At 74.1% G+C, this 24,778-nt stretch carries 22 protein-coding genes; 16 read left to right on the forward strand and 6 right to left on the reverse strand.

What is annotated here, in order from left to right; translation table 11 throughout:
* Nucleotides 1-10: 10 nt before the first annotated feature.
* The 10 genes from dop to pcp all read left to right on the forward strand — a co-directional run bounded on the left by dop (nucleotide 11) and on the right by pcp (nucleotide 8,390).
* Nucleotides 11-1,645 (forward strand): depupylase/deamidase Dop, encoded by a 1,635-nt coding sequence (dop, locus tag MHY85_RS00070; protein ID WP_308191282.1) that lies wholly within the window; start codon nucleotides 11-13, stop codon nucleotides 1,643-1,645.
* A 122-nt stretch (nucleotides 1,646-1,767) separates the two neighbouring features.
* Nucleotides 1,768-1,962 (forward strand): ubiquitin-like protein Pup, encoded by a 195-nt coding sequence (locus MHY85_RS00075; protein WP_146837158.1) that lies wholly within the window; start codon nucleotides 1,768-1,770, stop codon nucleotides 1,960-1,962.
* A gap of 3 nt (nucleotides 1,963-1,965) precedes the next feature.
* Nucleotides 1,966-2,832: a proteasome subunit beta gene (gene prcB / locus MHY85_RS00080; protein ID WP_374232462.1), complete on the forward strand. Its 867-nt coding sequence runs from the start codon at nucleotides 1,966-1,968 to the stop codon at nucleotides 2,830-2,832.
* A complete protein-coding gene (gene prcA, locus MHY85_RS00085; protein WP_158371785.1) occupies nucleotides 2,829-3,554 on the forward strand; it encodes a proteasome subunit alpha in 726 nt (241 codons plus the stop codon). Before prcB ends, prcA begins: the two co-directional genes overlap by 4 nt.
* Nucleotides 3,555-3,565: 11 nt before the next feature.
* Nucleotides 3,566-4,927, forward strand: a complete 1,362-nt coding sequence (gene pafA / locus MHY85_RS00090; RefSeq protein WP_239191527.1) for a Pup--protein ligase — start codon at nucleotides 3,566-3,568, stop codon at nucleotides 4,925-4,927.
* 127 nt (nucleotides 4,928-5,054) lie between these two features.
* Nucleotides 5,055-5,963 (forward strand): FKBP-type peptidyl-prolyl cis-trans isomerase, encoded by a 909-nt coding sequence (locus tag MHY85_RS00095; RefSeq protein ID WP_239191529.1) that lies wholly within the window; start codon nucleotides 5,055-5,057, stop codon nucleotides 5,961-5,963.
* Between the two features lie 2 nt (nucleotides 5,964-5,965).
* Nucleotides 5,966-6,736 carry an imidazole glycerol phosphate synthase subunit HisF gene (hisF, locus tag MHY85_RS00100; RefSeq protein WP_239191537.1) on the forward strand — a complete coding sequence of 257 codons (771 nt, stop codon included), beginning with the start codon at nucleotides 5,966-5,968 and terminating at the stop codon, nucleotides 6,734-6,736.
* Nucleotides 6,737-6,800: 64 nt separating this feature from the next.
* The gene (locus tag MHY85_RS00105; RefSeq protein ID WP_239191539.1) at nucleotides 6,801-7,016 is read left to right on the forward strand and encodes a hypothetical protein; all 216 of its coding nucleotides are present in this window, start codon (nucleotides 6,801-6,803) and stop codon (nucleotides 7,014-7,016) included.
* 37 nt (nucleotides 7,017-7,053) lie between these two features.
* Nucleotides 7,054-7,683, forward strand: coding sequence for a dephospho-CoA kinase (gene coaE, locus MHY85_RS00110; RefSeq protein ID WP_239191542.1), 630 nt, complete (start codon nucleotides 7,054-7,056; stop codon nucleotides 7,681-7,683).
* Nucleotides 7,680-8,390: a pyroglutamyl-peptidase I gene (gene pcp / locus MHY85_RS00115; protein ID WP_239191546.1), complete on the forward strand. Its 711-nt coding sequence runs from the start codon at nucleotides 7,680-7,682 to the stop codon at nucleotides 8,388-8,390. Before coaE ends, pcp begins: the two co-directional genes overlap by 4 nt.
* Nucleotides 8,391-8,530: 140 nt before the next feature.
* Here the strand turns inward: pcp and MHY85_RS00120 are convergent, their stop codons facing one another.
* Nucleotides 8,531-10,150, reverse strand: coding sequence for an HNH endonuclease signature motif containing protein (locus MHY85_RS00120; RefSeq protein ID WP_239191549.1), 1,620 nt, complete (start codon nucleotides 10,148-10,150; stop codon nucleotides 8,531-8,533).
* Nucleotides 10,151-10,367: 217 nt separating this feature from the next.
* On the opposite strand from MHY85_RS00120, the gene uvrB reads away from it, so the two are divergent.
* The 4 genes from uvrB (at nucleotide 10,368) to MHY85_RS00140 (ending at nucleotide 15,291) form a co-directional block, all read left to right on the forward strand.
* Nucleotides 10,368-12,473, forward strand: a complete 2,106-nt coding sequence (uvrB, locus tag MHY85_RS00125) for an excinuclease ABC subunit UvrB (protein WP_239191550.1) — start codon at nucleotides 10,368-10,370, stop codon at nucleotides 12,471-12,473.
* Nucleotides 12,474-12,520: 47 nt separating this feature from the next.
* On the forward strand, nucleotides 12,521-12,967 hold the full coding sequence (locus MHY85_RS00130; RefSeq protein WP_239191551.1) for a VOC family protein: 447 nt from the start codon (nucleotides 12,521-12,523) through the stop codon (nucleotides 12,965-12,967).
* Between the two features lie 235 nt (nucleotides 12,968-13,202).
* A complete protein-coding gene (locus MHY85_RS00135) occupies nucleotides 13,203-14,252 on the forward strand; it encodes a TerC family protein (protein WP_239191552.1) in 1,050 nt (349 codons plus the stop codon).
* 7 nt (nucleotides 14,253-14,259) lie between these two features.
* Entirely contained in the window at nucleotides 14,260-15,291 is a 1,032-nt protein-coding gene (locus MHY85_RS00140; protein ID WP_239191557.1) for a TerC/Alx family metal homeostasis membrane protein, read from the forward strand.
* A 25-nt stretch (nucleotides 15,292-15,316) separates the two neighbouring features.
* Here MHY85_RS00140 and MHY85_RS00145 read toward each other — a convergent pair whose 3' ends face one another.
* On the reverse strand, nucleotides 15,317-15,607 hold the full coding sequence (locus MHY85_RS00145) for a YciI family protein (RefSeq protein ID WP_239191560.1): 291 nt from the start codon (nucleotides 15,605-15,607) through the stop codon (nucleotides 15,317-15,319).
* A gap of 111 nt (nucleotides 15,608-15,718) precedes the next feature.
* On the opposite strand from MHY85_RS00145, the gene MHY85_RS00150 reads away from it, so the two are divergent.
* Nucleotides 15,719-16,891, forward strand: coding sequence for an acyl-CoA dehydrogenase family protein (locus MHY85_RS00150; protein ID WP_239191563.1), 1,173 nt, complete (start codon nucleotides 15,719-15,721; stop codon nucleotides 16,889-16,891).
* 69 nt (nucleotides 16,892-16,960) lie between these two features.
* Here the strand turns inward: MHY85_RS00150 and MHY85_RS00155 are convergent, their stop codons facing one another.
* From MHY85_RS00155 to MHY85_RS00165, 3 genes are all read right to left on the reverse strand, one after another.
* Nucleotides 16,961-18,361 (reverse strand): DUF4190 domain-containing protein, encoded by a 1,401-nt coding sequence (locus MHY85_RS00155; protein ID WP_239191565.1) that lies wholly within the window; start codon nucleotides 18,359-18,361, stop codon nucleotides 16,961-16,963.
* A gap of 161 nt (nucleotides 18,362-18,522) precedes the next feature.
* On the reverse strand, nucleotides 18,523-19,389 hold the full coding sequence (locus MHY85_RS00160) for an MBL fold metallo-hydrolase (protein ID WP_239191567.1): 867 nt from the start codon (nucleotides 19,387-19,389) through the stop codon (nucleotides 18,523-18,525).
* Nucleotides 19,386-21,260, reverse strand: coding sequence for a glycoside hydrolase family 15 protein (locus MHY85_RS00165; protein ID WP_239191569.1), 1,875 nt, complete (start codon nucleotides 21,258-21,260; stop codon nucleotides 19,386-19,388). Before MHY85_RS00165 ends, MHY85_RS00160 begins: the two co-directional genes overlap by 4 nt.
* A gap of 72 nt (nucleotides 21,261-21,332) precedes the next feature.
* Here MHY85_RS00165 and uvrA point away from each other — a divergent pair, with 72 nt between their 5' ends.
* The gene (uvrA, locus tag MHY85_RS00170) at nucleotides 21,333-24,227 is read left to right on the forward strand and encodes an excinuclease ABC subunit UvrA (RefSeq protein ID WP_374232472.1); all 2,895 of its coding nucleotides are present in this window, start codon (nucleotides 21,333-21,335) and stop codon (nucleotides 24,225-24,227) included.
* A 15-nt stretch (nucleotides 24,228-24,242) separates the two neighbouring features.
* Here the strand turns inward: uvrA and MHY85_RS00175 are convergent, their stop codons facing one another.
* Nucleotides 24,243-24,764: an OsmC family protein gene (locus MHY85_RS00175; protein WP_239191571.1), complete on the reverse strand. Its 522-nt coding sequence runs from the start codon at nucleotides 24,762-24,764 to the stop codon at nucleotides 24,243-24,245.
* Between the last annotated feature and the right edge of the window lie 14 nt (nucleotides 24,765-24,778).

Consider the following 24,778-nt stretch of genomic DNA (forward strand, 5'->3'; position numbering starts at 1 on the left):
GGTGGGCCGCGTGACCGTGCGCCGCGTGATGGGGATCGAGACCGAGTACGGCGTGCTGCAGCCCGGCCGCCCGACCGCCAACCCGATGCTCCTGTCCAGCCACGTGGTGGCCGTGCACGCCGTGGCCCGCCAGGGCGGCCGGGTGAAGGCCCGCTGGGACTACGACGACGAGGACCCGCTGCAGGACGCCCGGGGCTTCCACCTCCAGCGGGCCGCGGCCCATCCGTCCCTGCTCACCGACGACCCGGCGCGCCCGGCGCCGTCCGGCGACGCGGCCGCGGGCGACGGCCCCCAGGAGGTCGCCCGCTCGCTCGCGGAGGAGTACGAGGACCCGGGCGCCGCGAACGTCATCCTCACCAACGGCGCCCGGCTGTACGTCGACCACGCGCACCCGGAGTACTCCTCGCCCGAGGTCACCAACCCCCTCGACGCCGTCCGGTGGGACCGCGCGGGTGAGCTGGTCATGCTGGCCTCGGTCCGGGCCCTGGCGTCCACCCCGGCCCTGCCCGACGTCGCGCTGTACAAGAACAACGTCGACGGCAAGGGCGCCACCTACGGCACGCACGAGAACTTCCTCGTCGAGCGGTCGGTGCCGTTCGTCGACCTGGCCGCGCGCCTGACGCCGTTCCTCGTCACCCGGCAGGTCTTCACCGGCGCCGGACGCGTCGGGATCGGCCAGCGCGGCGAGGAGGCCGGCTTCCAGCTGTCCCAGCGCGCCGACTACATGGAGGCGGAGGTCGGCCTCGAGACCACCCTGCGCCGGCCCATCGTCAACACCCGCGACGAGCCGCACGCCGACCCCGACAAGTGGCGCCGGCTGCACGTCATCATCGGCGACGCCAACCAGCTCGAGGTCGCGACCTACCTCAAGCTCGGCACCACCTCCCTCGTCCTGTGGCTGATCGAGCGCATCGCCGACGGCTCCGCCTCCGACCTCGGCCCGGCCCTCGACCGGCTCGCGCTGGCCGACCCGGTCGGCTCGGTGCACGCCGTGAGCCACGACGTCGCCCTCACGCGGAAGCTCCACCTGGCCGACGGCCGGCTGCTCACGGCGATCGAGGTGCAGCAGGAGTACCTGGCCGCCGTCCGCACCGCGATCGGCCGGTCCGTCGGCGCGGGCACCGGCGACGGGCCCGACGCCCAGACCGCGGACGTCCTCGCCCGCTGGGGCTCCCTGCTCGACCGACTGGCGACCGACCCCGCGTCCTGCGCCCGCGAGGTCGAGTGGCTCGCCAAGATGCGGCTCCTCGAGGGCCTGCGCCGTCGCGACCACCTCGACTGGGACCACCCCCGCCTGGCCGCGGTCGACCTCCAGTGGTCCGACGTCCGCCCCGAGCGCGGCCTGTACCACCGGCTCCTCGAGGCCGGCGCGGTCGAGCGGCTCGTCGCCGACGAGGACGTGCGCGCCGCCGTCACCGACCCGCCCGAGGACACCCGCGCGTACTTCCGCGGGCGGACCATCGCCCGGTTCGGCGCCCACGTCTCCGCGGCCAGCTGGGACTCCGTCGTCTTCGACGTGCCCGGCGCACCCACCCTCCAGCGCGTGCCCATGCGCGACCCCCTGCGCGGGACCCGGGCGCACGTGGAGGCCCTGCTCGAGTCCTCGCCGGACGTCGGCAGCCTGCTGGACGCCCTCGGCTCCTGACCTCGGGCGGCGGCGCGCCCCGGCCCCACGGGAACCCGCGCCGACCAGGGCCTAGGGTGGTGGCACTGCGGGTCGCACGCCCAGCGCGCGCGGCCCGTGCCCGACTACCGCCGGAGGTGGACATGGCTGGTCAGGAGCGCGCTCGGGACCGTCGCGAGGACGACGAGCCGGTCGACGGGCCCGACGTCGAGCAGGCCACGGCCGCCGCGCAGCAGCGCGACGCCGAGGTCGACGCCCTCCTCGAGGAGATCGACGACGTCCTGGAGACCAACGCGGAGCAGTTCGTGCGCGGGTTCGTGCAGAAGGGCGGGCAGTGACGCGTGCCGACGGACCCGCTGATCCCGGCGGGGCGGCTGCCCGGGGCGTTCACCACCCCCGGGTCGTCGTCCTTCGTCGACTTCCTCGCCCAGCACGCCCCGGACCTGCTGCCCGGGCGGCGCGCCCCGCTCCCGGTCGGTGACGTGACCACCGGCGGCGCCGCACCGCACGCGACCACCATCGTGGCGCTGTCCTTCGCCGGCGGCGTCGTCATGGCCGGCGACCGGCGCGCCACCATGGGCTCGCAGATCGCGTCCCGGGACATCGAGAAGGTGTTCCCGGCCGACGAGTACTCCGCGGTCGGCATCGCCGGCACCGCGGGGCTCGCCGTCGAGCTCGTCCGGCTCTTCCAGCTCGAGCTCGAGCACTACGAGAAGATCGAGGGCGCCCTGCTGTCCCTCGACGGCAAGGCCAACCGGCTCGCGACCATGATCCGCGGCAACCTCGGCCTCGCCCTGCAGGGCCTCGCCGTCGTCCCGCTGTTCGCGGGCTTCGACCTCGACCGGGGCACCGGGCGGATCTTCTCCTACGACGTCACCGGCGGGCGGTACGAGGAGCACCAGCACCACAGCGTCGGCTCGGGGTCCGTGTTCGCCCGCGGCTCCCTCAAGAAGCTCTGGCGGCCGGGGCTCGACGCCGCCGACGCCGTCCGCGTCGCCGTCGAGGCCCTCGTCGACGCCGCCGACGACGACTCCGCCACCGGCGGGCCCGACACGTCCCGGCGGATCTGGCCCGTCGTCGCGACCGTCACCGCGGCCGGCTACCTGCGGGTGCCCCAGGACGACCTCGGCGAGGTCGTGGCCCGCGTGCTCGCCGACCGCGCCGAGCAGCACGCCCGCGCCCGCGCGCAGGAGGAGGCCGACCGATGAGCATGCCGTTCTACGTCTCGCCCGAGCAGCTCATGAAGGACCGGGCGGACTACGCGCGCAAGGGCATCGCCCGCGGGCGCTCCGTCGTCGTCCTCGCCTACGAGGACGGCATCGCCTTCGCCACCGAGAACCCGTCCCGCGCGCTGCACAAGGTCTCGGAGATCTACGACCGCATCGCGTTCGCGGCCGTCGGCAAGTACAACGAGTTCGAGAACCTGCGCGTCGCGGGCGTCCGGTACGCCGACCTGCGCGGCTACTCCTACGACCGCCGGGACGTCAACGCGCGCGGCCTCGCCAACGCCTACGCCCAGACCCTCGGCACCGTCTTCACCACCGAGTCCAAGCCCCTCGAGGTCGAGATCGTCGTCGCCGAGGTCGGCGAGGACGCCGCGACCGACCAGATCTACCGGCTGTCCTACGACGGCTCCGTCGCCGACGAGCGCGGCTTCGTCGTCATGGGTGGCCAGGCCGAGCGGCTGCGCGAGGAGGTCGCCGGCGCCTGGACGCCCGGCATGCCGCTCGCCGACGTCCTGCAGCTCGCCGTCCGGGTGCTCGGCACCCCCGCCGACGGGGCCGACGAGGACGACCGCCGCGTCATCCCCGCCGCCCAGCTCGAGGTCGCGGTCCTGGACCGCACGCGCCCGCGCCGCGCGTTCCGGCGCCTGTCCGGCGTGGTCCTGGAGGACCTGCTGGGCTCGGCCGCAGCACCCGACCTGCCCTGAGGAGCCACCCCATGGACCGACGCATCTTCGGCCTGGAGACCGAGTACGGCGTCACCTGCGCCGCCGAGGACGGGCGCGGCCTGTCCGCCGACGAGGTCGCGCGCTACCTGTTCCGCAAGGTCGTCGCGTGGGGGCGCTCGTCCAACGTCTTCCTGCGCAACGGCTCCCGGCTCTACCTCGACGTCGGCTCCCACCCCGAGTACGCCACCGCCGAGTGCGACGACTGGCGGCAGCTGGTCACCCACGACCGCGCGGGGGAGCGGATCCTCGAGGGTCTCGTCGCCGACGCCCAGCAGCGCCTCGAGCACGAGGGCCTCTCCGGGCGGATCCACCTGTTCAAGAACAACACCGACTCCGCCGGGAACTCCTACGGCTGCCACGAGAACTACCTCGTGCGGCGGCAGGGCGACTTCGCCCGGCTGTCCGACGTCCTCGTGCCGTTCCTCATCACCCGGCAGATCCTCACCGGCGCCGGCAAGGTCCTCGCCACCCCGCGCGGCGCCGTCTTCTGCCTGTCCCAGCGCGCCGACCACATCTGGGAGTCCGTGTCCTCGGCCACCACCCGGTCGCGGCCGATCATCAACACCCGCGACGAGCCGCACGCCGACGCCGAGCACTACCGGCGGCTGCACGTCATCGTCGGCGACTCCTCGATGTCCGAGACCACCACCATGCTCAAGGTCGGCTCCACCGACCTCGTGCTGCGGCTCGTCGAGGCCGGCCTGCCCATGCGCGACCTCACCCTGGAGAACCCCATCCGGGCCATCCGGGAGATCAGCCACGACCTCACCGGCATGCACCCCGTCACCCTCGTCAGCGGGCGGACCGTCACCGCGGTCGACCTCCAGGAGGAGTACCTCGGCCGCGTCCAGGACTGGGTGGCCGCCGAGACCGACGCCGGCCCGGAGGTCAAGCAGGTCCTCGACCTCTGGGAGCGCGGCCTGCGCGCCCTGCGCACCGGCGACCTGTCGCTCGTCGAGCGCGAGCTCGACTGGGTCATCAAGTACCGGCTCATCGAGCGGTACCGCGCCAAGCACGGCCTCGACCTGTCCGACGTCCGCGTCGCCCGCATGGATCTCGCGTACCACGACATCTCCCGCACCGAGGGCCTGTACAACCTGCTGGCCCAGCGGGGACTCGTCGAGCGCGTCACCACCGACGTCGAGGTCTTCGAGGCCACCTCCGTGCCCCCGCAGACCACCCGCGCCAAGCTCCGGGGCGAGTTCGTCCAGGCCGCCCAGGAGGCCCGGCGGGACTACACCGTCGACTGGGTGCACCTCAAGCTCAACGACCAGGCCCAGCGGACCGTGCTCTGCAAGGACCCGTTCCGCAACGTCGACGACCGGGTGGAGCGGCTCATCGAGTCCATGTGACCCGACCGGCCGCGCGCGCCGGGTGCGCCCGGGGTCTTCACCGGACCCGACCGAGGGGTCGGCCGGAGGGGCCCGCGCGGACCCGTACAGTGGGCGCGCACCTTGCAGGACCCTCGGAAGGAACGACGTGCGACGACTCGTGGCCGCCTGCGCCGCCGCGGCGATGCTGCTGCTCGCGGCCTGCACCTCGCAGGACCCGGCACCCCCGGAGGTCGTCGTCACCGGCGACGCCGGCAGCGCCCCGACCGTCACCTACCGCACGCCCCTGAACGTCACCGAGGCCATGCACGAGGTCGTCTGGCCCGGCACCGGTCCCGACCTCGTCGAGGGGCGGCCCGTGCTCCTGGACTTCTGGCTCGAGGACGCCTCCGACGCCTCGCTGGTCAAGGAGTCCTACAGCTCCAGCCCGACCCCGCGGCTCCTCACCGAGGAGGACCTCGGCAAGGACCTGTACGCCACCCTCTCCGGCCAGAAGGTCGGCGCGCGGCTGCTCCAGATCAGCCCCGCCTCCGACGCCAGCGCCTCGTCCTACCCGACCGTCACCGTCCTCGACGTCCTGCCCATCCGCGCGTCCGGCGAGCCCGTCACCCCGCGCGAGGGCATGCCCGCCGTCACCCTCGACGACGACGGCGCCCCGTCCCTCGCGCCCACCGGCACCGAACCGCCGTCCGACCTCGTCGTCCAGCCGCTCATCCGCGGCACCGGCGCCCAGGTCGCCGAGGGCGACGTCATCACCGTCCAGTTCACCGGGTTCGTCTGGTCCACCGGCGAGGCCTTCGACTCGACCTGGACCAACGGCAGCCCGAACACGTTCACGCTCGAGGACGTCCCCGCGTGGTCCGAGGCCCTGGTCGAGCAGACCGTCGGCAGCCAGGTCATGGTCGTCGTCCCGCCGTCCTACGGCCTCGGCGCCACCCAGAGCGAAGAGCTCCAGGGCCAGACCATCGTCTTCGTCATCGACCTGCTCGCCACCCGCGCCCCCGCCGCGGCCGAGGGCAGCGACCCGGGCGCCACCGCCGCGCCGGAAGGGGAGTGAGCGTGTCCGTCGCCCTCCGGGTGATCCCGTGCCTCGACGTCGACGCCGGCCGCGTCGTCAAGGGCGTGAACTTCGCGAACCTGCGCGACGCCGGCGACCCCGTCGAGCTCGCGCGCCGGTACGACGCCGAGGGCGCCGACGAGGTCACCTTCCTCGACGTCTCCGCCTCGTCCGGCGACCGCGAGACCACCTACGACGTCGTCCGGCGCACCGCCGAGGAGGTCTTCGTCCCGCTCACCGTCGGCGGCGGCGTCCGGTCCGCCGACGACGTCGACCGGCTCCTGCGCGCCGGCGCCGACAAGGTCGGCGTCAACACCGCCGCCATCGCGCGACCCGAGCTCATCGCCGAGATCGCCCAGCGCTTCGGCAGCCAGGTGCTCACCCTGTCCGTCGACGCCCGTCGCGTCACCGGGGACACCCGCACCGACTCCGGCTACGAGGTCACCACCCACGGCGGGCGGCAGGGCACCGGCATCGACGCCGTCGCGTGGGCCGTCCGCGCCGCCGAGCTCGGCGCGGGGGAGATCCTGCTCAACTCCATGGACGCCGACGGCACCGAGGCCGGCTTCGACCTGGAGATGCTGCGCGACGTCCGGCGCGAGGTCCGCATCCCGCTCATCGCCTCCGGCGGCGCCGGTACGGTCGAGCATTTCGCCGCCGCCGCCGACGCGGGCGCCGACGCCGTCCTCGCGGCCAGCGTGTTCCACTTCGGGCAGCTCACCGTCGGGCAGGTCAAGGACCACCTGCGCGCCACGGGGCACACCGTCCGGTGACTCGCGGCTGACCCCCGCCGCCGAAGGGCTGCGGCGGGGCGGGCGGGTCTGGCAGGGTCGGGGCATGCGGAGCGCCGACGCCTCGACCAGCCGACTCCGGACCTCCCTCGCGGCCGCGGCGACCCTCGCCGCCTGCGGGGTGGTGCTGGCCGTCCTCGCCGCGCAGGACGGGAGGACCCTGGCCCTGGTCATCGCGTGCCTCCAGGTCGTCGCGGCGGGCTGGATCCTCGTGGACCACACCCGGGAGCTCCGCCGGCGAGGGGCCGCGCGCGACCGGTGAGGTGCGGCCCTGCGCCCCGGCACGGCACGATGGGGCGATGCAGCGCATCGGACTGACCGGGGGGATCGCGGCCGGCAAGTCGGTCGCGGCCGAGCGCCTCGCCGCGCGGGGTGCCGTCCTCATCGACTACGACCTGCTGTCCCGGGACGCCGTCGCGGCGGGCTCCGCCGGGCTGGCGAGCGTCGTCGAGGCCTTCGGCGAGGGCGTCCTCCTGGCCGACGGCACCCTCGACCGGGCTGCGCTCGGTGCGGTGGTCTTCGCCGACGCCGGTGCGCGCGAGAGACTCAACGGCATCGTGCACCCCGTCGTGCGCCGGCTCGCCGCCGAGCGGGAGGCCGCCGCAGCGACCGCCGATCCCGGAGCCGTCGTCGTGCACGATGTGCCGTTGCTCGTCGAGACCGGCCGCGCCGACGCGTTCCACCTCGTCGTCCTCGTGCACACCCCGGCTGTCCTGCGCGTCGAGCGCCTCGTCCGGATCCGCGGACTCGACCGCGGCGAGGCCGAGCGGCGCATCGCCGCCCAGGCCACCGACGACGAGCGGCTCGCCGTCGCCGACGTCGTCCTCGACGGCTCCGGCGCGCCGGAGGACCTGCAGCAGCAGGTCGACCAGCTGTGGGACCGGCTCGCCGCCGAGCGGCACGACGAGCAGGAGGTGGACGCCCCGTGAGCGGAGGCGCCGGGCCGACCGACGAGGGGACGACGACCGGGGGCGGCAAGGCCGTGCCGACGGTGCTGCTCACCGGGTTCGAGCCGTTCGAGCAGCAAGAGGTTAACGCCTCCTGGGCCGCCGTCCGGGCGGTGGCGGAGTCCTGGGACGAGGCCGCCGAGGGTGCGGCCCTCGTCACGGCCCTCCTGCCCGTCTCGTTCGCCCGTGCCCCGCGGCGGCTCGCCGAGCTCCTGCTCGACGTCCGGCCGTCTCTGGTCGTCGCCGTCGGTGAGGCGGGGGGACGCTCGGCGGTCTCCGTCGAGCGCGTCGCCGTCAACGTGCAGGACGCCCGCATCCCCGACGAGGACGGAGCCCAACCCGTCGACGAGCCCGTGATCCCCGGTGGTGACGCCGCGTACTTCTCCACCCTGCCGGTGAAGGCGTGCCTGACCGCGCTGCGGGACGCCGGCGTCCCGGGCGAGGTGTCCAACACCGCCGGCACCTTCGTCTGCAACACCGTCGCGTACGCCCTCGCCGACCAGCTCGCCGCGGGGCACGCGCCGGGCGCCCGCGGAGGGTTCGTCCACGTGCCACGGCTGCCCGAGCAGGTGCCCGCGGGCGCGGCGTCGCTCGGCGTCGCGGCGGCGGCCGAGGGGCTCCGGGCCGTGCTGCGGGTCGCGCTGCGCACCACGGAGGACGTGCGGCTAGCGGCGGGCACGCTGGCCTGACGCTCGGCATGTCCTGACCGCGACCGGCGACACGGAGACGAACCCGCCCGGGCGGGGCTCAGCGTCGACACGATCGGCTTGGTGCTCATGCCCTCGTCGGCCGTCACGGTTCCGACACGCGTCGCCGCCGGGTGGGTCCTCTAGAAGGGAGGCGGCTGCTCGGACGGCTCGGGTGAGCTGGTTCGCCCGGTGAGGTGGAGGGTCGGCTGGTCGGTGCCGGGCCGGACGCGGAAGGCGTGGCCGGTGGGGGTGCGCCAGACGAACTCGCCGGCGGTGGGTTGGCGCACGCGCAGGATGCCGGCGGTCTTGAGCCGGTGGTGGGTGCGGCACAGCGGGCCGAGGTTGTGGGCGCAGGTGGTCCCGAGCGGTCGGGGCGGTGACCCGTCGGGTGGTGGGTCGTACGCGACGGTGTGGTCGAGGTCGCAGCGCGCGGCGGGCACGGGGCAGCCGGGGGCGGTGCAGTACTTGTCGCGGTGCCGGACGTGGTCGGCCAGGGCGGCCGGTGGCCGGTAGGTGGTGCGCCCGACGTCCAGGACGGTCCCGGACAGCGGGTCGGTGACGAGCCGCTGCCAGGTCGACCCGAGGTCCAGGGCGAGGGCGCGGGTCTGCTGGGCGTCGATCGGGCCGTACCCGGCGAGGTCACCGGGTTCGTCGTCGGCGCCCATCAGGGTCGCCAGCGACACCGTGACGTGGACGACGGTCCGGAGGGTGGCCTCCTCGACGTCCCCAGAGCGCGACCGCGCGGCCTCCGCTGACGCGGGAGTCTCGACCGGTGCGGAATCCGCCCCCGCGCGCCCCGGGGCGCAGCCGACGGCCGGCCCGAAGGCGCCGTGGTCCTCGTGGGCCCCGTCGCGCCGTGAGGGCAGCACGGTGCCGTCGGCGGCGATCAGGTGCTGGGAGCACCCGAGCACCCGGTCGAGGAGCTCGTCGGCGCGCAGCTGGTCGAGGGTGCGCGCGTCACCGGCCTGCCGGGACCGGCGGGCCAGGGCGTCGAGCAGGCCGTCGAGCCGCACGGCGTCAGCGGCGGGCAGCACGGTCCACAGCCCCGCCATCCCGTCCTGCAAGATCTTCGGCCGGGACACCGTCCGCCCCGCGCGGGCGGTGCGGTGCCGGTCGGCGGCCCCCTCCGGGTCCACCCGGTTCAACGCCCGAGCGACGTCGGCCCGGACCTGCTTGACCGACCGCCCGGCCGTCCGCGGCAGGACCTCGGCCTCCACCACGGCCGCCACGCCCGCCGGCTCGTCGCCGGCGGCGAGCACGATCGCCCGTGCCTTGGCCGGCTCGATCCGCCCGTCGGCCAGCGCGGCGCCGGTGTCGGCGAGCGAGCCGGCGTACGCGCGACCTTCCCGGATGAGCACCATGGCCTCGCCCGGCGGCACCAGCAGCCGCGCGGACAGGTCGGCTGCCGCCAGGTCGGCGTGCACGAAGGCGGTGCCCTCGGGCAGCGACCGGCACACCGCGGCCAGATCCGGGTGGCGCAGGTCAGGGTGCCTGGCGAGCGCCGCGGCCGCGGCGGCCTCGAGGGCGTGGGCGCGGGCGGCGATCCGCCGGGCCTGCACGGCGACCTCGGGCAGGTCGTAGGAGGGCAGCGCGTCCAGGTCCAGGGCCTCCAGCTCGGCGAGCAGACCCGCCCCGGCCGGCATCGCATCCAGCCGCTCACCGAGCGCGTCGCCGGGGAACGGCGCACCTGCGACCACGGCAGCACGAGGGCCGCGGTCGTCGGGGTCGGGTGCGGTGCGTTCGAGCACGTCATCGGGCATGCGACCACGCTACGGACGAGCACGGACCCGCGACCGCGCCACCCGGACCGCCCTGGGGACGACGCACGGCCGCACGCCTGTGGAGGACTCGGCGCCCGCCCGTGGACCGGCCGCGCACCGCCTGCCGAGTGCCCACGGCACGCACCTCCGCCACGCCCTCGGCGAACCCGGGCCCCCGCCCGGCGCGTGTGTCAGACCCGCGTCGTACGGTGGACGCATGCGTCCCGTGACCGACCTGCAGCGCACCGTCGCCCCGTTCGAGGTGGTGTCCGAGTACCAGCCCTCCGGCGACCAGCCGCAGGCGATCGCGGAGCTCGCCCAGCGCATCCAGGCGGGGGAGAAGGACGTCACGCTCCTGGGCGCGACCGGGACGGGCAAGTCGGCGACGACGGCCTGGCTGATCGAGAAGCTGCAGCGGCCCACGCTGGTCATGGCGCCGAACAAGACGCTCGCCGCGCAGCTGGCCAACGAGTTCCGCGAGCTGCTGCCCAACAACGCCGTCGAGTACTTCGTCTCGTACTACGACTACTACCAGCCCGAGGCGTACATCGCGCAGACGGACACCTACATCGAGAAGGACTCGTCGATCAACGACGAGGTGGAGCGCCTCCGGCACTCCGCGACGTCCTCGCTGCTGACCCGCCGGGACGTGGTGGTGGTCGCGTCGGTGTCCTGCATCTACGGCCTCGGCACGCCGCAGGAGTACGTCGACCGCATGGTGACGCTCGACGTGGGCGACCAGGTCGACCGCGACGCGCTGCTGCGCCAGTTCGTCTCGATGCAGTACTCCCGCAACGACATGGCGTTCACCCGGGGCACGTTCCGGGTGCGCGGCGACACCGTGGAGATCATCCCGGTGTACGAGGAGCTGGCGATCCGCATCGAGTTCTTCGGCGACGAGATCGAGGCGATCCAGACGCTGCACCCGCTGACGGGCGAGGTCGTCCGCAACGAGAAGCAGGTGCACGTGTTCCCGGCGACGCACTACGTGGCCGGGCCGGAGCGCATGGAGCGCGCGATCAACGGCATCGAGCACGAGCTCGAGGAGCGCCTCAAGGACCTGGAGCGCGCGAACAAGCTGCTCGAGGCCCAGCGGCTGCGCATGCGCACGACCTACGACATCGAGATGATGCGGCAGATCGGCTCGTGCTCGGGCATCGAGAACTACTCCCGGCACATCGACGGCCGCGCGCCCGGGACGGCGCCGAACACGCTGCTCGACTACTTCCCGGAGGACTTCCTGCTCGTCATCGACGAGTCGCACGTGACGGTGCCGCAGATCGGGGCGATGTTCGAGGGCGACATGTCCCGCAAGCGGAACCTCGTCGACTTCGGGTTCCGGCTGCCGAGCGCGATGGACAACCGCCCGCTGCGCTGGGAGGAGTTCGTCGAGCGCATCGGCCAGACGGTGTACCTGTCGGCGACGCCCGGCGACTACGAGCTCGCGATGTCGGACGGCGTGGTCGAGCAGATCATCCGCCCGACCGGCCTGGTCGACCCGCAGGTGGTCGTGAAGCCCACCAAGGGCCAGATCGACGACCTGCTGGAGGAGATCCGGCTGCGCGTGGAGAAGGACGAGCGCGTCCTCGTCACGACGCTCACCAAGAAGATGGCCGAGGACCTCACGGACTACTTCCTCGAGAAGGGCGTCCGGGTCCGCTACCTGCACTCCGAAGTGGACACGCTGCGCCGCGTGGAGCTGCTCCGCGAGCTGCGCATGGGCGAGTACGACGTGCTGGTCGGCATCAACCTGCTGCGCGAGGGCCTCGACCTGCCCGAGGTGTCGCTGGTCGCGATCCTCGACGCGGACAAGGAGGGCTTCCTCCGCTCGGGCAAGTCGCTGATCCAGACGATCGGCCGCGCGGCCCGCAACGTGTCGGGCGAGGTGCACATGTACGCGGACAAGATCACGCCTGCGATGCAGCTCGCGCTGGACGAGACGGACCGCCGGCGCGAGAAGCAGATCGCCTACAACACCGAGCACGGCATCGACCCGCAGCCGCTGCGCAAGAAGATCGGCGACATCACCGACCTGCTGGCGCGCGAGGACGCGGACACGGCGGATCTGCTGGGTGGCGCAGGGCGGCAGGCCAGCCGCGGCAAGGCACCCGTGCCGGGGCTCAGCTCGAAGGCCCAGCCGGCGACGGAGCGGACGAAGCTCGCGGGTGCGGCGGCGGGCGAGCTCGCCGGGCTGATCCAGGACCTGTCCGACCAGATGCACGCGGCGGCGGCGGAGCTCCAGTTCGAGCTGGCCGCGCGGCTCCGCGACGAGATCTCCGGCCTGAAGAAGGAGCTCCGTCAGATGCACGCCGCGACGGCCTGACCCTCGTCGCGACGCCGGAGGACCCACGACGACGATCGGAGACACGGGTGGCGCTCGAGGTGCAGGTCGTGATGGACGCGCGGTCGCCGCGCGCGCTGGGCGCGTTCTGGGCGGTCGCGCTGGGGTACGTGGAGGAGCCCCCGCCGGCGGGCTTCGACTCGTGGGACGCGGCGCTCGACGCCTGGGGGATCGGGCCGGAGGACCACGACATGGCCTACGCCCTCGTCGACCCCGACGGCGAGGGTCCTCGGGTGTTCTTCCAGCGTGTGCCCGAGGGCAAGACCGTGAAGAACCGGGTGCACCTGGACGTCCGCTTCTCCGCGGCGCGGGGGGTGGACCGCGAGGACAGGGCGGCGCGGCTCGCCGCGGCGCGGGAGCACGCCGCAGCCCTGGTGGCGGCCGGCGGTTCCGTGCTCCGCGAGGTGGACGACCCGCGGGAGGGCGCCTGGGTCGTCATGGCCGACCCGGAGGGCAACGAGTTCTGCGTGACCTGACGGGTCCGCGGACCGAACGGGACGCGCGTCACACGTCCAGAACGCGAGGTCGTGCGGTGCGCATGGGACCGATGACCTATGCTGGCGCACGCAGTGGAGGGGAGTATCCCGACACGACGCCCCCGTCATCACGGTCGTCGACGACGCCGACCCGGGACGTCGGCCCGGTCGACGGGTGGGAGAGACCTCCGGTACTCAGCCGTATCTTCAGCCGTCTGTACCGGAGGAAAGCTCTATGTCCGTCGACCTGTGGGTCTGGATCGCGACCGCCGTCGCGATCGTCGGCATGATCCTGTTCGACTTCTTCGCGCACGTCCGCACGCCGCACGCGCCCTCGTTCCGCGAGGCCGCCACGTGGTCGGCGATCTACATCGTGCTCGCCATCGTGTTCGGCATCGGCCTCGGCATGGTCTGGGGCTGGGACCACGGCACGGAGTACTTCGCGGGGTACGTCACCGAGAAGAGCCTGTCCGTCGACAACCTCTTCGTCTTCCTCATCATCATGACGAAGTTCGCGGTGCCACGGGAGTTCCAGCAGAAGGTCCTGCTGGTCGGCGTCGTCATCGCGCTGGTGCTGCGCACGGTGTTCATCCTGGCCGGCGCCGCCGCGATCGAGCGGTGGTCCTGGGTCTTCTACATCTTCGGCGCGTTCCTGGTCTACACGGGCATCAAGCTGGCCCGGGAGAAGCACGAGGCCGAGGAGCTGGAGCACGCCGGCGAGCAGAAGGACGGCCTGGCGGTCCGGCTGCTGAAGAAGGCCGTCCCGACGGTGGACGAGTACCACGGCGACCGCCTGACCACGAGGATCGACGGCAAGCGGTTCATCACCCCGATGCTCGTCGTCATGGTCGCGATCGGCGCCACGGACATCCTGTTCGCGCTCGACTCGATCCCCGCGATCTACGGCCTGACGGAGGAGCCGTACATCGTGTTCACCGCCAACGCGTTCGCGCTGCTCGGCCTGCGCCAGCTGTACTTCCTCATCGGCGGGCTGCTGGAGCGCCTGGTGTACCTGAACAAGGGTCTGGCGTTCATCCTCGCGTTCATCGGCGTGAAGCTCGTGCTGCACGCGATGCACGAGAACGAGCTGCCGTTCATCAACGGCGGCGAGCACATCGAGTGGGCCCCGGAGATCCCGACGTGGCTGTCGCTGCTCGTGATCCTCGGTACCCTCACCGTCGCGACCGTCGCGAGCCTGGCGAAGACCCGGCGCGACGCCGCGACGACCACCACGGACCCCGCCGCCGTCGAGGCGCAGGAGCCCGTCACGCACAAGGAGAGCTGACCCCCGCATGGATGTCTCGCCGCTCGTCTGGGCGGTCTCGCTGGGGCTCGCCGCCGCCGTCCTGATCGTGGACGTCGCGGTGGTGGGCCGGAGACCGCACATCCCGACGACGGCGGAGTGCCTCCGCTACCTGGGGGTGTACATCGGGCTCGCGCTCGCGTTCGCCGTGGTCGTCGCCCTCGTGTGGGGCGGCGACCCGGCGGGCGAGTTCGTCGCCGGGTGGCTGACCGAGTACTCGCTCTCGGTCGACAACCTCTTCGTGTTCCTGCTGATCATGAGCCGGTTCGCGGTGCCGCGGCAGTACCAGCAGACGGCGCTGCTCATCGGCATCATCCTCGCGCTGGTGTTCCGCGGGATCTTCATCGGGATCGGTGCCGCGGCCATCGCGTCGTTCTCCTGGGTGTTCTACCTGTTCGGGGCGTTCCTGGTGTGGACGGCCGTGAAGGTGGCCCGCGAGGGGGTCGGCGAGGACGCGGACGAGGCGGCGGAGGACTACAAGGCCCCCGCGCTCGTCCGGGTGGTGCAGCGGTTCCTGCCGACGACGGACGGCTACGACGGCGTGCGGCTCACCGCGAAGGTGGACGGCCGCCGGCACGTGACGCCGATGCTGCTCGTGCTGGTCGCGATCGGCGCGACGGACCTGCTGTTCGCCTTCGACTCGATCCCCGCCGTGTTCGGGCTGACGCAGGAGCCGTACCTGGTCCTGATGGCGAACGTGTTCGCGCTGATGGGCCTGCGCCAGCTCTACTTCCTGCTCGGTGGCCTGCTGACCCGGCTGCGCTACCTCAACGTGGGCCTGGGCGTGCTGCTGGGGTTCATCGGTGTGAAGCTCGTGCTGCAGGCCCTGCACGAGAACACGCTGCCGTTCGTCAACGGCGGCGAGCCCGTGGGGTGGGCGCCGGAGCTGCCGTCGTGGGTCTCGCTGGCGGTCATCGTGGTGACGCTCGGCGTCACAGCGGTGACGAGCATCGCGGCGTCGCGCCGTGACGAGCGCCGGGCCGCGGCGGTGCCGAGCGGGGACGCCGAGCGCGGCGCCTGAGCCGCCCGCCGGGAGCGCCGGCGCGTCAGCCGCCGGCCGCCCAGGGCCCGAGGACGAGGTTCCAGGCCCGGATCTCCACCTCGGCGATGACGCCCGCCCGCGCGAACGGGTCGTCCGCGAGGAGAACCTCGAGCGCCGCCGCGTCGGCCGTCTCGAACACGAGCAGGGCGCCCGGGGCGCCGTCCGTGAACGGGCCGGAGCCGCGGAGCAGCCCGCGGTCGGCCAGGCCGCCCAGGTAGGCGCGGTGCTCGGGGCGGACCTCGTCCTGCAGGTCGGCGCGCTGGTCGTACGTGTACCGGACGGCGAAGGTGGCCATGCCGCCATCCTGCCGCACGGGGGGTGGCGCCGCGCCACCCCGGGGCCGACCCGCCGGCCGGACCGGATCCGCGGGTCGGGCGGCCCGGGCGGCGGTGGCAGAGTGAGCGGCATGACCTCTGGCTCCGCCGCCCCGCGCACCCTGCTCACCGACGACCTGCTGGCCCGGGTGGCGCAGCGGGCGCCGGTGCACGACCGGGAGAACACCTTCCCCCACGCCGATCTGGACGAGCTGCGTGCGGCCGGCTACCTGCGGGCGTTCGTGCCGGAGCCGCTGGGCGGAGCGGGGCTGACGCTGGAGGAGGTGGCCCGGGAGCAGGTGCGGCTCGCCGGTGCGGCGCCCGCGACGGCGCTGTCGGTGAACATGCACCTGGTGGTCACCGGGATGGCGGCGGTGCTGGCGTCCCGCGGCGACGACTCGCTGGGGTTCGTGCTGCGCGACGCGGCCGCGGGGGAGGTGTTCGCGTTCGGGAACTCGGAGGCGGGCAACGACCTCGTGATGTTCGGCTCCCGCACCCGCGCGGAGTCCCAGCCCGACGGGGGCTACCGGTACCACGGCACGAAGATCTTCACGTCGCTGTCCCCGGTGTGGACCCGGCTGGCGACGTTCGGGCTGGACGCGGACCACCCCGACGGCCCGCGGCTGGTGCACGGCGTGGTGGCGCGCGCGGACGGGGGGATCGAGACGAAGGACGACTGGGACACGCTCGGGATGCGGGCGACGCAGAGCTGCACCACGGTGCTCGACGGCGCGTACGCGGCGCCGGAGCGGGTGTTCCGGGCGCTGCCGCCGGGACCGAGCGCGGACCCGTACGTGCTCGCGCTGTTCCAGGTGTTCGAGATCCTGCTGGCGGCGGTCTACACGGGGATCGGGCGCCGCGCGCTGGAGCTGGCGGTGGCGGCGGCGCACCGGCGGACGTCGATGAAGAACGACGGCCGGACCTACGCGCAGGACCCGGACATCCGGTGGCGGATCGCGGACGCCGCGATCGCGCAGGACGGCATCGAGCCGCAGGTATGGGCGCTCGCGCGGGACGTGGACGAGGCGGTGGACCACGGCGCGATGTGGTTCGCCAAGGTGGTGGGGCTGAAGGTCCGGGCCACGGAGACCGCCCGCGAGGTGGTGGACCGTGCGATCCGGGTGTCGGGGGGCGGGTCGTACTTCTCGCGCTCCGAGCTGGGCCGGCTGTACCGCGACGTGCTGGCGGGGTTGTTCCACCCGTCCGACGACGAGTCGGCGCACAGCACCGTCGCCAGCGCCTGGCTCGGTCCTGTCGAGCGCTGACGCCGCCCCGCGGACGCACGACGGCCCCGGGGCGGTTCGCCCCGGGGCCGTCGCGCGTCGTGCGTCGGGTCAGCCGCCGATCTCGGACTCGCAGCTCGCCGCGTACTCGACGCGGTTGCCGCAGGTGGAGCCGAAGTCCTCGTAGGCGCTGCCGAACTCAGACTCCCAGTACAGGCTGTCGCAGGCGGCGCCGCTGCCGGCCTCGCAGGCGTCCCACAGGGCGTCGAGCTCGGGGTCGTCGCCGTAGTTCTGCGCGCTAGTGCCGGTGCCGAGGTCGGTGCCCTCGTCGGTGCCGTCGTCGGTCGGGCCGGCGTCGCAGTACGTGCTGCCGTCGGTGGTGCCGCCGCAGGTGCTGCCGAACTCCTCGTACTCGGAGCCGGACGGGGCGCTGGTGTACAGGCTGTCGCAGGCGGCGAGGTCGCCGGCCGCGCAGGCGTCCCACAGGCCGTCGAGCTCGGCGTCGTCGCCGTAGGCCCACCGGGTCGGGTCGACGGAGGTGCAGAGCGTGCTCCCGTCCGTGCGCCCGCCGCAGGTGTCGCCGAACTCCTCGTCGTCGGAGCCGGACGGCGCCGCGTAGAAGAGGTCGTCGCACGCCTGCATGTCGCCGGACTCGCAGGACGAGCGCAGGTCCGCCATCTCGTTGTTGTGCGCGACGACCGCGGTGCCGATGAGGACGCCGACGACGATCCAGCTGAGCACGCCCAGGCCGCCGAGCACGACGCCGGCGATCGCGAACCCGCGGCCCTGCGTGCCGTTCTTCTTCGTCCGCCGCAGGCCGATGATGCCCAGGACCAGGGCGACGACGCCGGTGCCGAGGATGCCGGTGACCAGCGCCGCGATGGACACGCCGTCGGTGCGCGGGGCGGCCTGGTACTGGTTCGGGCTGTACGGGGCCTGCGGGTAGCCGCCGCCCGGGTAGCCGCCGCCGGGGTACCCGCCGCCCGGGTACCCGCCGCCGGGGTAGCCGGCACCGGGCTGCGGGGAGGACGAGCCGGGCTGCGGGTAGGACGTCCCGTACGAGCCGTCCGGACCGGACGGGGCGCCGTACGGCGCCGCGCCGGGCTGCTCACCCGTCGCGCCGGCGCCGGGCGCCGCGTACGGGGAGGAGGTCGGGTAGGCCGCGGTCGGCGCGTCGCCGCCGGGCGCCCCGTAGGGCGACGACGTGGGGTGGGCGGCGGTCGGCGCGTCGGAGCCGGGGGCGCCGTACGGCGAGGACGTCGGGTACGCCGCGGTCGGCGTCGTCGGGTACGCGGCGGTCGGCGCGTCCGAGCCCGACGCGGGCGGGGTCGGCCAGGACGGCGCCTCGTAGCCGGAGGGTGCGGGGCCGGAGGCCGACGAGGCCTCGTAGCCCGACGGCGCCGGCGCCGCCGGGCGCTCGGTGCCGGAGCCCGGGGTGGGCCAGGCGCTGCTGCCGGGCTGCTGCTCGGGCTGCTGCCCGGGTTCCGGCGTGGCGCTGCCGTCGTTCGACATGGACGTCCTCTCGCTTCCTGTGGCGGTCCTGTGCGCCACTATGGCAGACGGGGTGCGACCTGCGACGACGCCGTCCACGCCCGTCATGCCCCGTTCACCCGACGGCGGGTGACGGGTGGTCGACCGCACCGGTGGGTGCCCGGACGTCGGGGTGGCCGGCCTCACCAGCCCCGGGCGCGCCACGCGGGCAGGTGCGGCCGCTCCGACCCGAGCGTGGTGTCGCGGCCGTGCCCCGGGTACACCCAGGTGTCGTCGGGGAACCGCTGGAACACGCGCGTCTCCAGGTCGGCCATCAGCGAGGCGAAGGCGGCCGGGTCGGTGGTGCGGCCGGGGCCGCCGGGGAACAGCGAGTCGCCGGTCAGCAGGTGGACCCGGCCGGGAACGGCCCCCGGGGCGTGGGCGTCGTCGGGCTCCCGGTAGGCGAGCGCGACCGCGCCCGGGGTGTGGCCGCGCAGGGCGACGACGTCCAGCCGCAGCGCCCCGACCGTGACGACGTCGCCGTGGGCCAGCGCGCGAGGCTCCGTGGTCCCCGCGGCCTCGGCCACCGCCGCGGCGTCGTCGGCGCCGGCCGCGTGCGGGGCGCCGGTGGCGGCGAGCACGGCCGCGAGCGCGCCGAGGTGGTCGCGGTGCCGGTGGGTGGTGACGACGAGGGCCAGGCGGCCGGGCGGCACCGCGTCGGAGACCGCGCCCGCCGCGCCGAAGGGCGACCCCGCGCCGCCGGGCGACCCCGCGCCGCCGGGCGACCCTGCGCCGCCGGGCGACCCTGCGCCGCCGGGCGACCCCGCGCCGCCGGGCGACCCTGCGCCCACCAGGGCCAGCAGCCGGTCGGGCTCCGCCGCGGCGTCGACGAGCAGCCGCTCCCCGGTGCGCCGGCAGGCCAGCACGTAGGCCGCGTTGTCCATCGGCCCGACGGACACCTTGCGGAGCACCACCTCGTCGAGCACGCGCACCCCGGCCGGCCCGCCCGGCTCGACGTCGCCGGTGTAGCCGGCCGCCGCGGTCGCGCCGGAGCCGCCGTCCCGGCTCACGGCCGCCCCACCGCCTCGCGCCGGGGCTCCGGCGCGCCGCCGCGCGCGAGCGCCTCGTCGTGGCTGTGCACCGCCCGCACCAGCGCGAGGTGCGACAGCGCCTGCGGGACGTTGCCGATCATCCGGCCGGACGTCGGGTCGTACTCCTCGGCGAGCAGCCCGACGTCGGTCCGCACGCGGTCGAGGACGTCGAGGACGGCGGTCGCCCCCGCGACGTCGCCCTGCCGAGCGAGCGCGTCCGCGAGCCAGCCGGAGCAGGCGAGGAACGGGTGCTCGGACCCGCGCAGGCCGTCGTCGGTGCGCTCGGTCCGGTACCGGAGCAGCAGGCCGGGCGCGACCTCCAGCTCGGCGCGGATCGCCGCGACCGTCCCGAGCAGCCGCGGGTCGTCGGGCGGCAGGAAGCCGACGAGGACCAGCTGGAGCAGGGCGGCGTCGGTGTGCGTGGCACCGTAGTGCTGCACGAAGGTGCCGCGCTCGGCGTCCCAGGCGTGGGCGAGGACGTCGGCGTGCACGGCGTCCCGCTCGCGCCGCCACCGGTCGACCGGCCCGGGCAGGCCGTGCTCCTCGACGCCGCGCACGGCCCGGTCGAGGGCGACCCACGCCATGACCTTGGAGTGCGTGAAGTGCCGCGGCTCGCCGCGGACCTCCCAGATGCCGTTGTCGGGCCGGCGCCAGGTCCGGCACAGGTGGTCCACGAGGTGGGTCTGCAGGGACCACGAGTCGTCGCCCTCGGCCACGCCGGACGCCCGCGCGAGGTGCAGCGCCGCCATCACCTCGCCGAGCACGTCGTTCTGGACCTGGCCGACGGCCGCGTTGCCGACCCGCACGGGCCGGGACCCGGCGTAGCCCGGCAGGTGGTCGAGGGTGCGCTCGGGCAGCTCGCGGGAGCCGTCCACGCCGTACATGATCTGCACCTGGGCGGGGTCGCCGGCGACGGCGCGCAGCAGCCACTGCCGCCAGGCCTGCGCCTCGTGCCGGTAGCCGTGCTCGAGCAGGGCCTCGAGCGTCATGGCGGCGTCCCGCAGCCAGCAGTACCGGTAGTCCCAGTTCCGCTCGCCGCCGGGGTCCTCGGGGAGCGAGGTCGTCGCGGCCGCGACGATCCCGCCGGTCTCGGAGTCGGTGAGCAGCCGCAGCACGAGCAGCGACCGGACGACGGCGTCCCGGTAGGTGCCGCGGTACCGGGCGGACCGGGCCCAGCGCGCCCACTGGTGCTCGGTGGCCTCGACGCGGTGCGCGAGCCGCGGCGCCCGGGGCACCGGCCGCCAGGAGGGCACCCACGTCAGGGACAGCGTGACGCTCTCCCCCTCGGGGAGGACGAAATCGTCGGCGTGCCCGCGGTGCGGGCCGCCGCCGGGTCGCGGGAGCCGGTCGCCCCGCAGCACGAGGCTGTCCGGTCCGGCGACGGCGCGGATCACGTCGCCGTCCCCGTCGGCGTCGGGCACGCGGTGGACCCAGGGCACGACCGCGCCGTAGCCGAACCGCACGACCCACTCGTGCCGGAGCCGCACCGGGCCGCGCACGGCGGTCACCCGCCGGACGAGGTCGCAGCGGCCGTCCCCGAGCGGCATCGCGTCGAGGAGCACGGCGGTGCCGGTCGGCGTCTCGAAGGTCGTCTCGAGCACGAACGAGTCGTCGAGGTAGCGGCGCGTCACCCGGGTCGCGTCCGGCGCGGTCAGCAGCCAGCGGCCGTGCTCCGGCCCGCCGAGCAGCGCCGCGAAGCAGGCGGGGGAGTCGAACCGCGGCGGGCAGAGCCAGTCGACGGACCCGGCGCGGGACACGAGGGCGGCGGTGCGGCCGTCGCCCAGCACGGCGTAGTCGCCGATCGCGGTCGGCGCGGGGGTGGGGTCGGTCACGGCGACGGGATCGGGCACCCTCCCATCATGCGCCCGGCCTGCCACGACACCGCAGGTCGACCCGCCTTTACGGTTCGAACACATGTGCGCATGTCGGTGGTCCGCCGTAGCATGCTGCGCGTGAATGATCGTCTGGTGGTCCAGGGGGCCCGCGAGCACAACCTGCGCAACGTCGACCTGGACCTCCCGCGCGACAGGCTCATCGTCTTCACGGGCCTGTCCGGGTCGGGGAAGTCGTCGCTGGCCTTCGACACCATCTTCGCGGAGGGCCAGCGCCGCTACGTCGAGTCGCTGTCCGCGTACGCGCGGCAGTTCCTCGGGCAGATGGACAAGCCCGACGTCGACTTCATCGAGGGCCTGTCGCCCGCGGTGTCGATCGACCAGAAGTCGACCAACCGGAACCCGCGGTCGACCGTCGGCACAATCACCGAGGTCTACGACTACCTGCGCCTGCTGTTCGCCCGCGCGGGCACGCAGCACTGCCCGGTGTGCGGGGAGCGCGTGACCGCGCAGACCCCGCAGCAGATCGTCGACCGGCTGCTCGAGCTGCCGGAGGGCACCCGCTACCAGGTGCTCGCGCCGGTGGTCCGCGGCCGCAAGGGCGAGTACGCCGACCTGTTCAAGGAGCTGCAGGCCAAGGGCTTCGCCCGCGCCCGCGTGGACGGCGAGGTGGTGCAGCTGTCCGAGCCGCCGACGCTGGAGAAGAAGCTCAAGCACGACATCGAGGTCGTGGTCGACCGCCTGGTGTCCCGCGAGGGCGTGCAGCGCCGCCTGACCGACTCGGTGGAGACCGCGCTCGGCCTGGCCGGCGGGCTCCTGGTGGTCGACATGGTCGACCTGGACGCCGACGACCCCGAGCGCGAGCGCCGGTTCTCCGAGAACCGCGCGTGCCCGAACGACCACCAGCTCACGCTGGACGAGATCGAGCCCCGCACGTTCTCGTTCAACGCCCCGTACGGCGCCTGCCCGGAGTGCACCGGCATCGGCTCCCGCCTCGAGGTGGACCCCGAGCTGGTCGTCCCCGACGACGACCTGTCGCTGCGCGACGGCGCGGTGGCCCCGTGGGCCCAGATCTCCTCCGAGTACTTCGAGCGGGTGCTGACCGCCCTCGCCGACGACCTCGGGTTCTCGATGGACGCCCCGTGGCGGGCGCTGCCGGAGCGCGCGAAGAAGGCCGTGCTGTACGGCGAGAACCACAAGGTGCACGTCAAGTACAAGAACCGCTGGGGCCGCGAGCGGCAGTACTCCACCGGCTTCGAGGGCGTGGTGACGTTCCTGGAGCGCCGCCACTCCGAGACCGAGTCCGAGTGGAGCAAGGAGAAGTACGAGGCGTACATGCGGGAGGTCCCGTGCCCCGTGTGCGAGGGCACCCGCCTCAAGCCCGAGGTGCTGGCCGTGCGGGTCGGGGGCAGGTCGATCGCCGAGGTCTGCGCGCTGCCCATCCGCGAGGCCAAGGAGTTCCTCGACACCCTCGAGCTCGGCGTGCGCGAGCGGCAGATCGCCGAGCAGGTGCTCAAGGAGATCCAGGCCCGCCTCGGCTTCCTGCTGGACGTCGGCCTCGACTACCTGTCGCTCATGCGCGCCGCGGCCACGCTGTCCGGCGGCGAGGCCCAGCGCATCCGCCTGGCGACGCAGATCGGCTCCGGCCTGGTCGGCGTGCTCTACGTCCTGGACGAGCCGTCCATCGGCCTGCACCAGCGGGACAACCGCCGGCTGATCGACACGCTCACCCGGCTGCGGGACCTCGGCAACACGCTCATCGTGGTCGAGCACGACGAGGACACCATCCGCACGGCGGACTGGATCGTCGACGTCGGCCCGGGCGCGGGGGAGCACGGTGGCAAGGTCGTGCACTCCGGCGACCTGGCGGGCCTGCTCGCCTCGCGCGAGTCGATGACCGGCGCGTACCTGTCCGGCCGCCGCTCCATCCCGATGCCGGCGCAGCGCCGCAAGGTCGACAAGAAGCGCCAGGTCACCGTGCACGGGGCCCGCGAGCACAACCTGCAGAACGTCGACGTGTCGTTCCCGCTCGGGACGTTCACGGCCGTCACCGGCGTGTCCGGGTCCGGCAAGTCGACGCTGGTCAACTCGATCCTCTACACCGTCATGGCCAACGAGCTGAACGGCGCCCGCCGGGTCGCGGGCCGGCACAAGCGGGTCAGCGGCCTCGAGCACCTGGACAAGGTGGTGCACGTCGACCAGGGCCCGATCGGCCGCACCCCGCGGTCCAACCCGGCGACCTACACCGGCGTCTGGGACCGGATCCGCAAGCTGTTCGCCGAGACGACCGAGGCGAAGGTCCGCGGGTACACCGCCGGGCGGTTCTCGTTCAACGTCAAGGGCGGCCGCTGCGAGGCCTGCTCGGGCGACGGCACGCTGAAGATCGAGATGAACTTCCTGCCGGACGTCTACGTGCCCTGCGAGGTGTGCCACGGCGCGCGGTACAACCGCGAGACGCTCGAGGTGCACTTCAAGGGCAAGACCGTCGCGGACGTGCTGGACATGCCGATCGAGGAGGCCGCCGAGTTCTTCGCCGCGGTGCCCGCGATCGCCCGGCACCTGACCACGCTCGTGGACGTCGGGCTCGGCTACGTCCGGCTCGGTCAGCCCGCGCCGACGCTCTCCGGCGGCGAGGCGCAGCGCGTGAAGCTCGCGACCGAGCTGCAGCGCCGGTCCACCGGCCGCACGGTCTACGTGCTGGACGAGCCGACGACGGGCCTGCACTTCGAGGACATCCGCAAGCTCCTCGGCGTCCTGCAGGGCCTGGTCGACAAGGGCAACAGCGTGATCGTCATCGAGCACAACCTGGACGTGATCAAGAACGCGGACTGGGTCGTGGACATGGGTCCGGAGGGCGGCTCCGGCGGCGGCACGGTCGTCGCGCAGGGCACCCCGGAGCAGGTCGCGCGGGTCGCGGCCAGCCACACCGGGCGGTTCCTCGCGGAGGTGCTGGACGAGCCCGCCGCGGTGCGCGCGAGCGCCTGAGGCGCCGGCCGGCCGTCATCCGACCGGGCGGGCCCCCGCGGACTCCAGCACCGCGGGGGCCGGCTCGGTCAGCACCGGGAAGGTCACCGACCGGGCGATGAAGCAGTGCTCGTGCGCCCGGCGGTGCAGGTCGGCGAGCTGGGCGTCCAGCCCGGCGCCGTCCCCCGCCGCGGAGCCGCCCGGTCGCACGGTGACCTGCGGCCTCAGCACGACCTCGGTGAACTGCCCGTGGCCGGCCGCCTCGACCCGCATGGTCCCGGTGGCCCGGTCCGTGTACCCGACGACCGCCACGCCCGACGTGGCGGCGAAGTGGAGGAACCAGAGCATGTGGCACTCGGCCAGCGCGGCGACGAGCAGCTCCTCGGGGTTGTGCCGCGCGGGGTCGCCCCGGAACGCGGGGTCGGCCGACGCGAGCAGGGTCGCCTTGCCGGCGACCCGCACCTCGTGGTCCCGGCTGTACGCCGCGTACCCGGTGGTCCCCGTGGCGCCCGCGCCCGTCCAGACGACGTCGGCGGCGTACTCGTGCAGCAGTCCCATGCGGCCGACCGTAC

It is taken from the genome of Cellulomonas sp. ACRRI (assembly GCF_022346185.1).
Classification (GTDB): domain Bacteria; phylum Actinomycetota; class Actinomycetes; order Actinomycetales; family Cellulomonadaceae; genus Cellulomonas.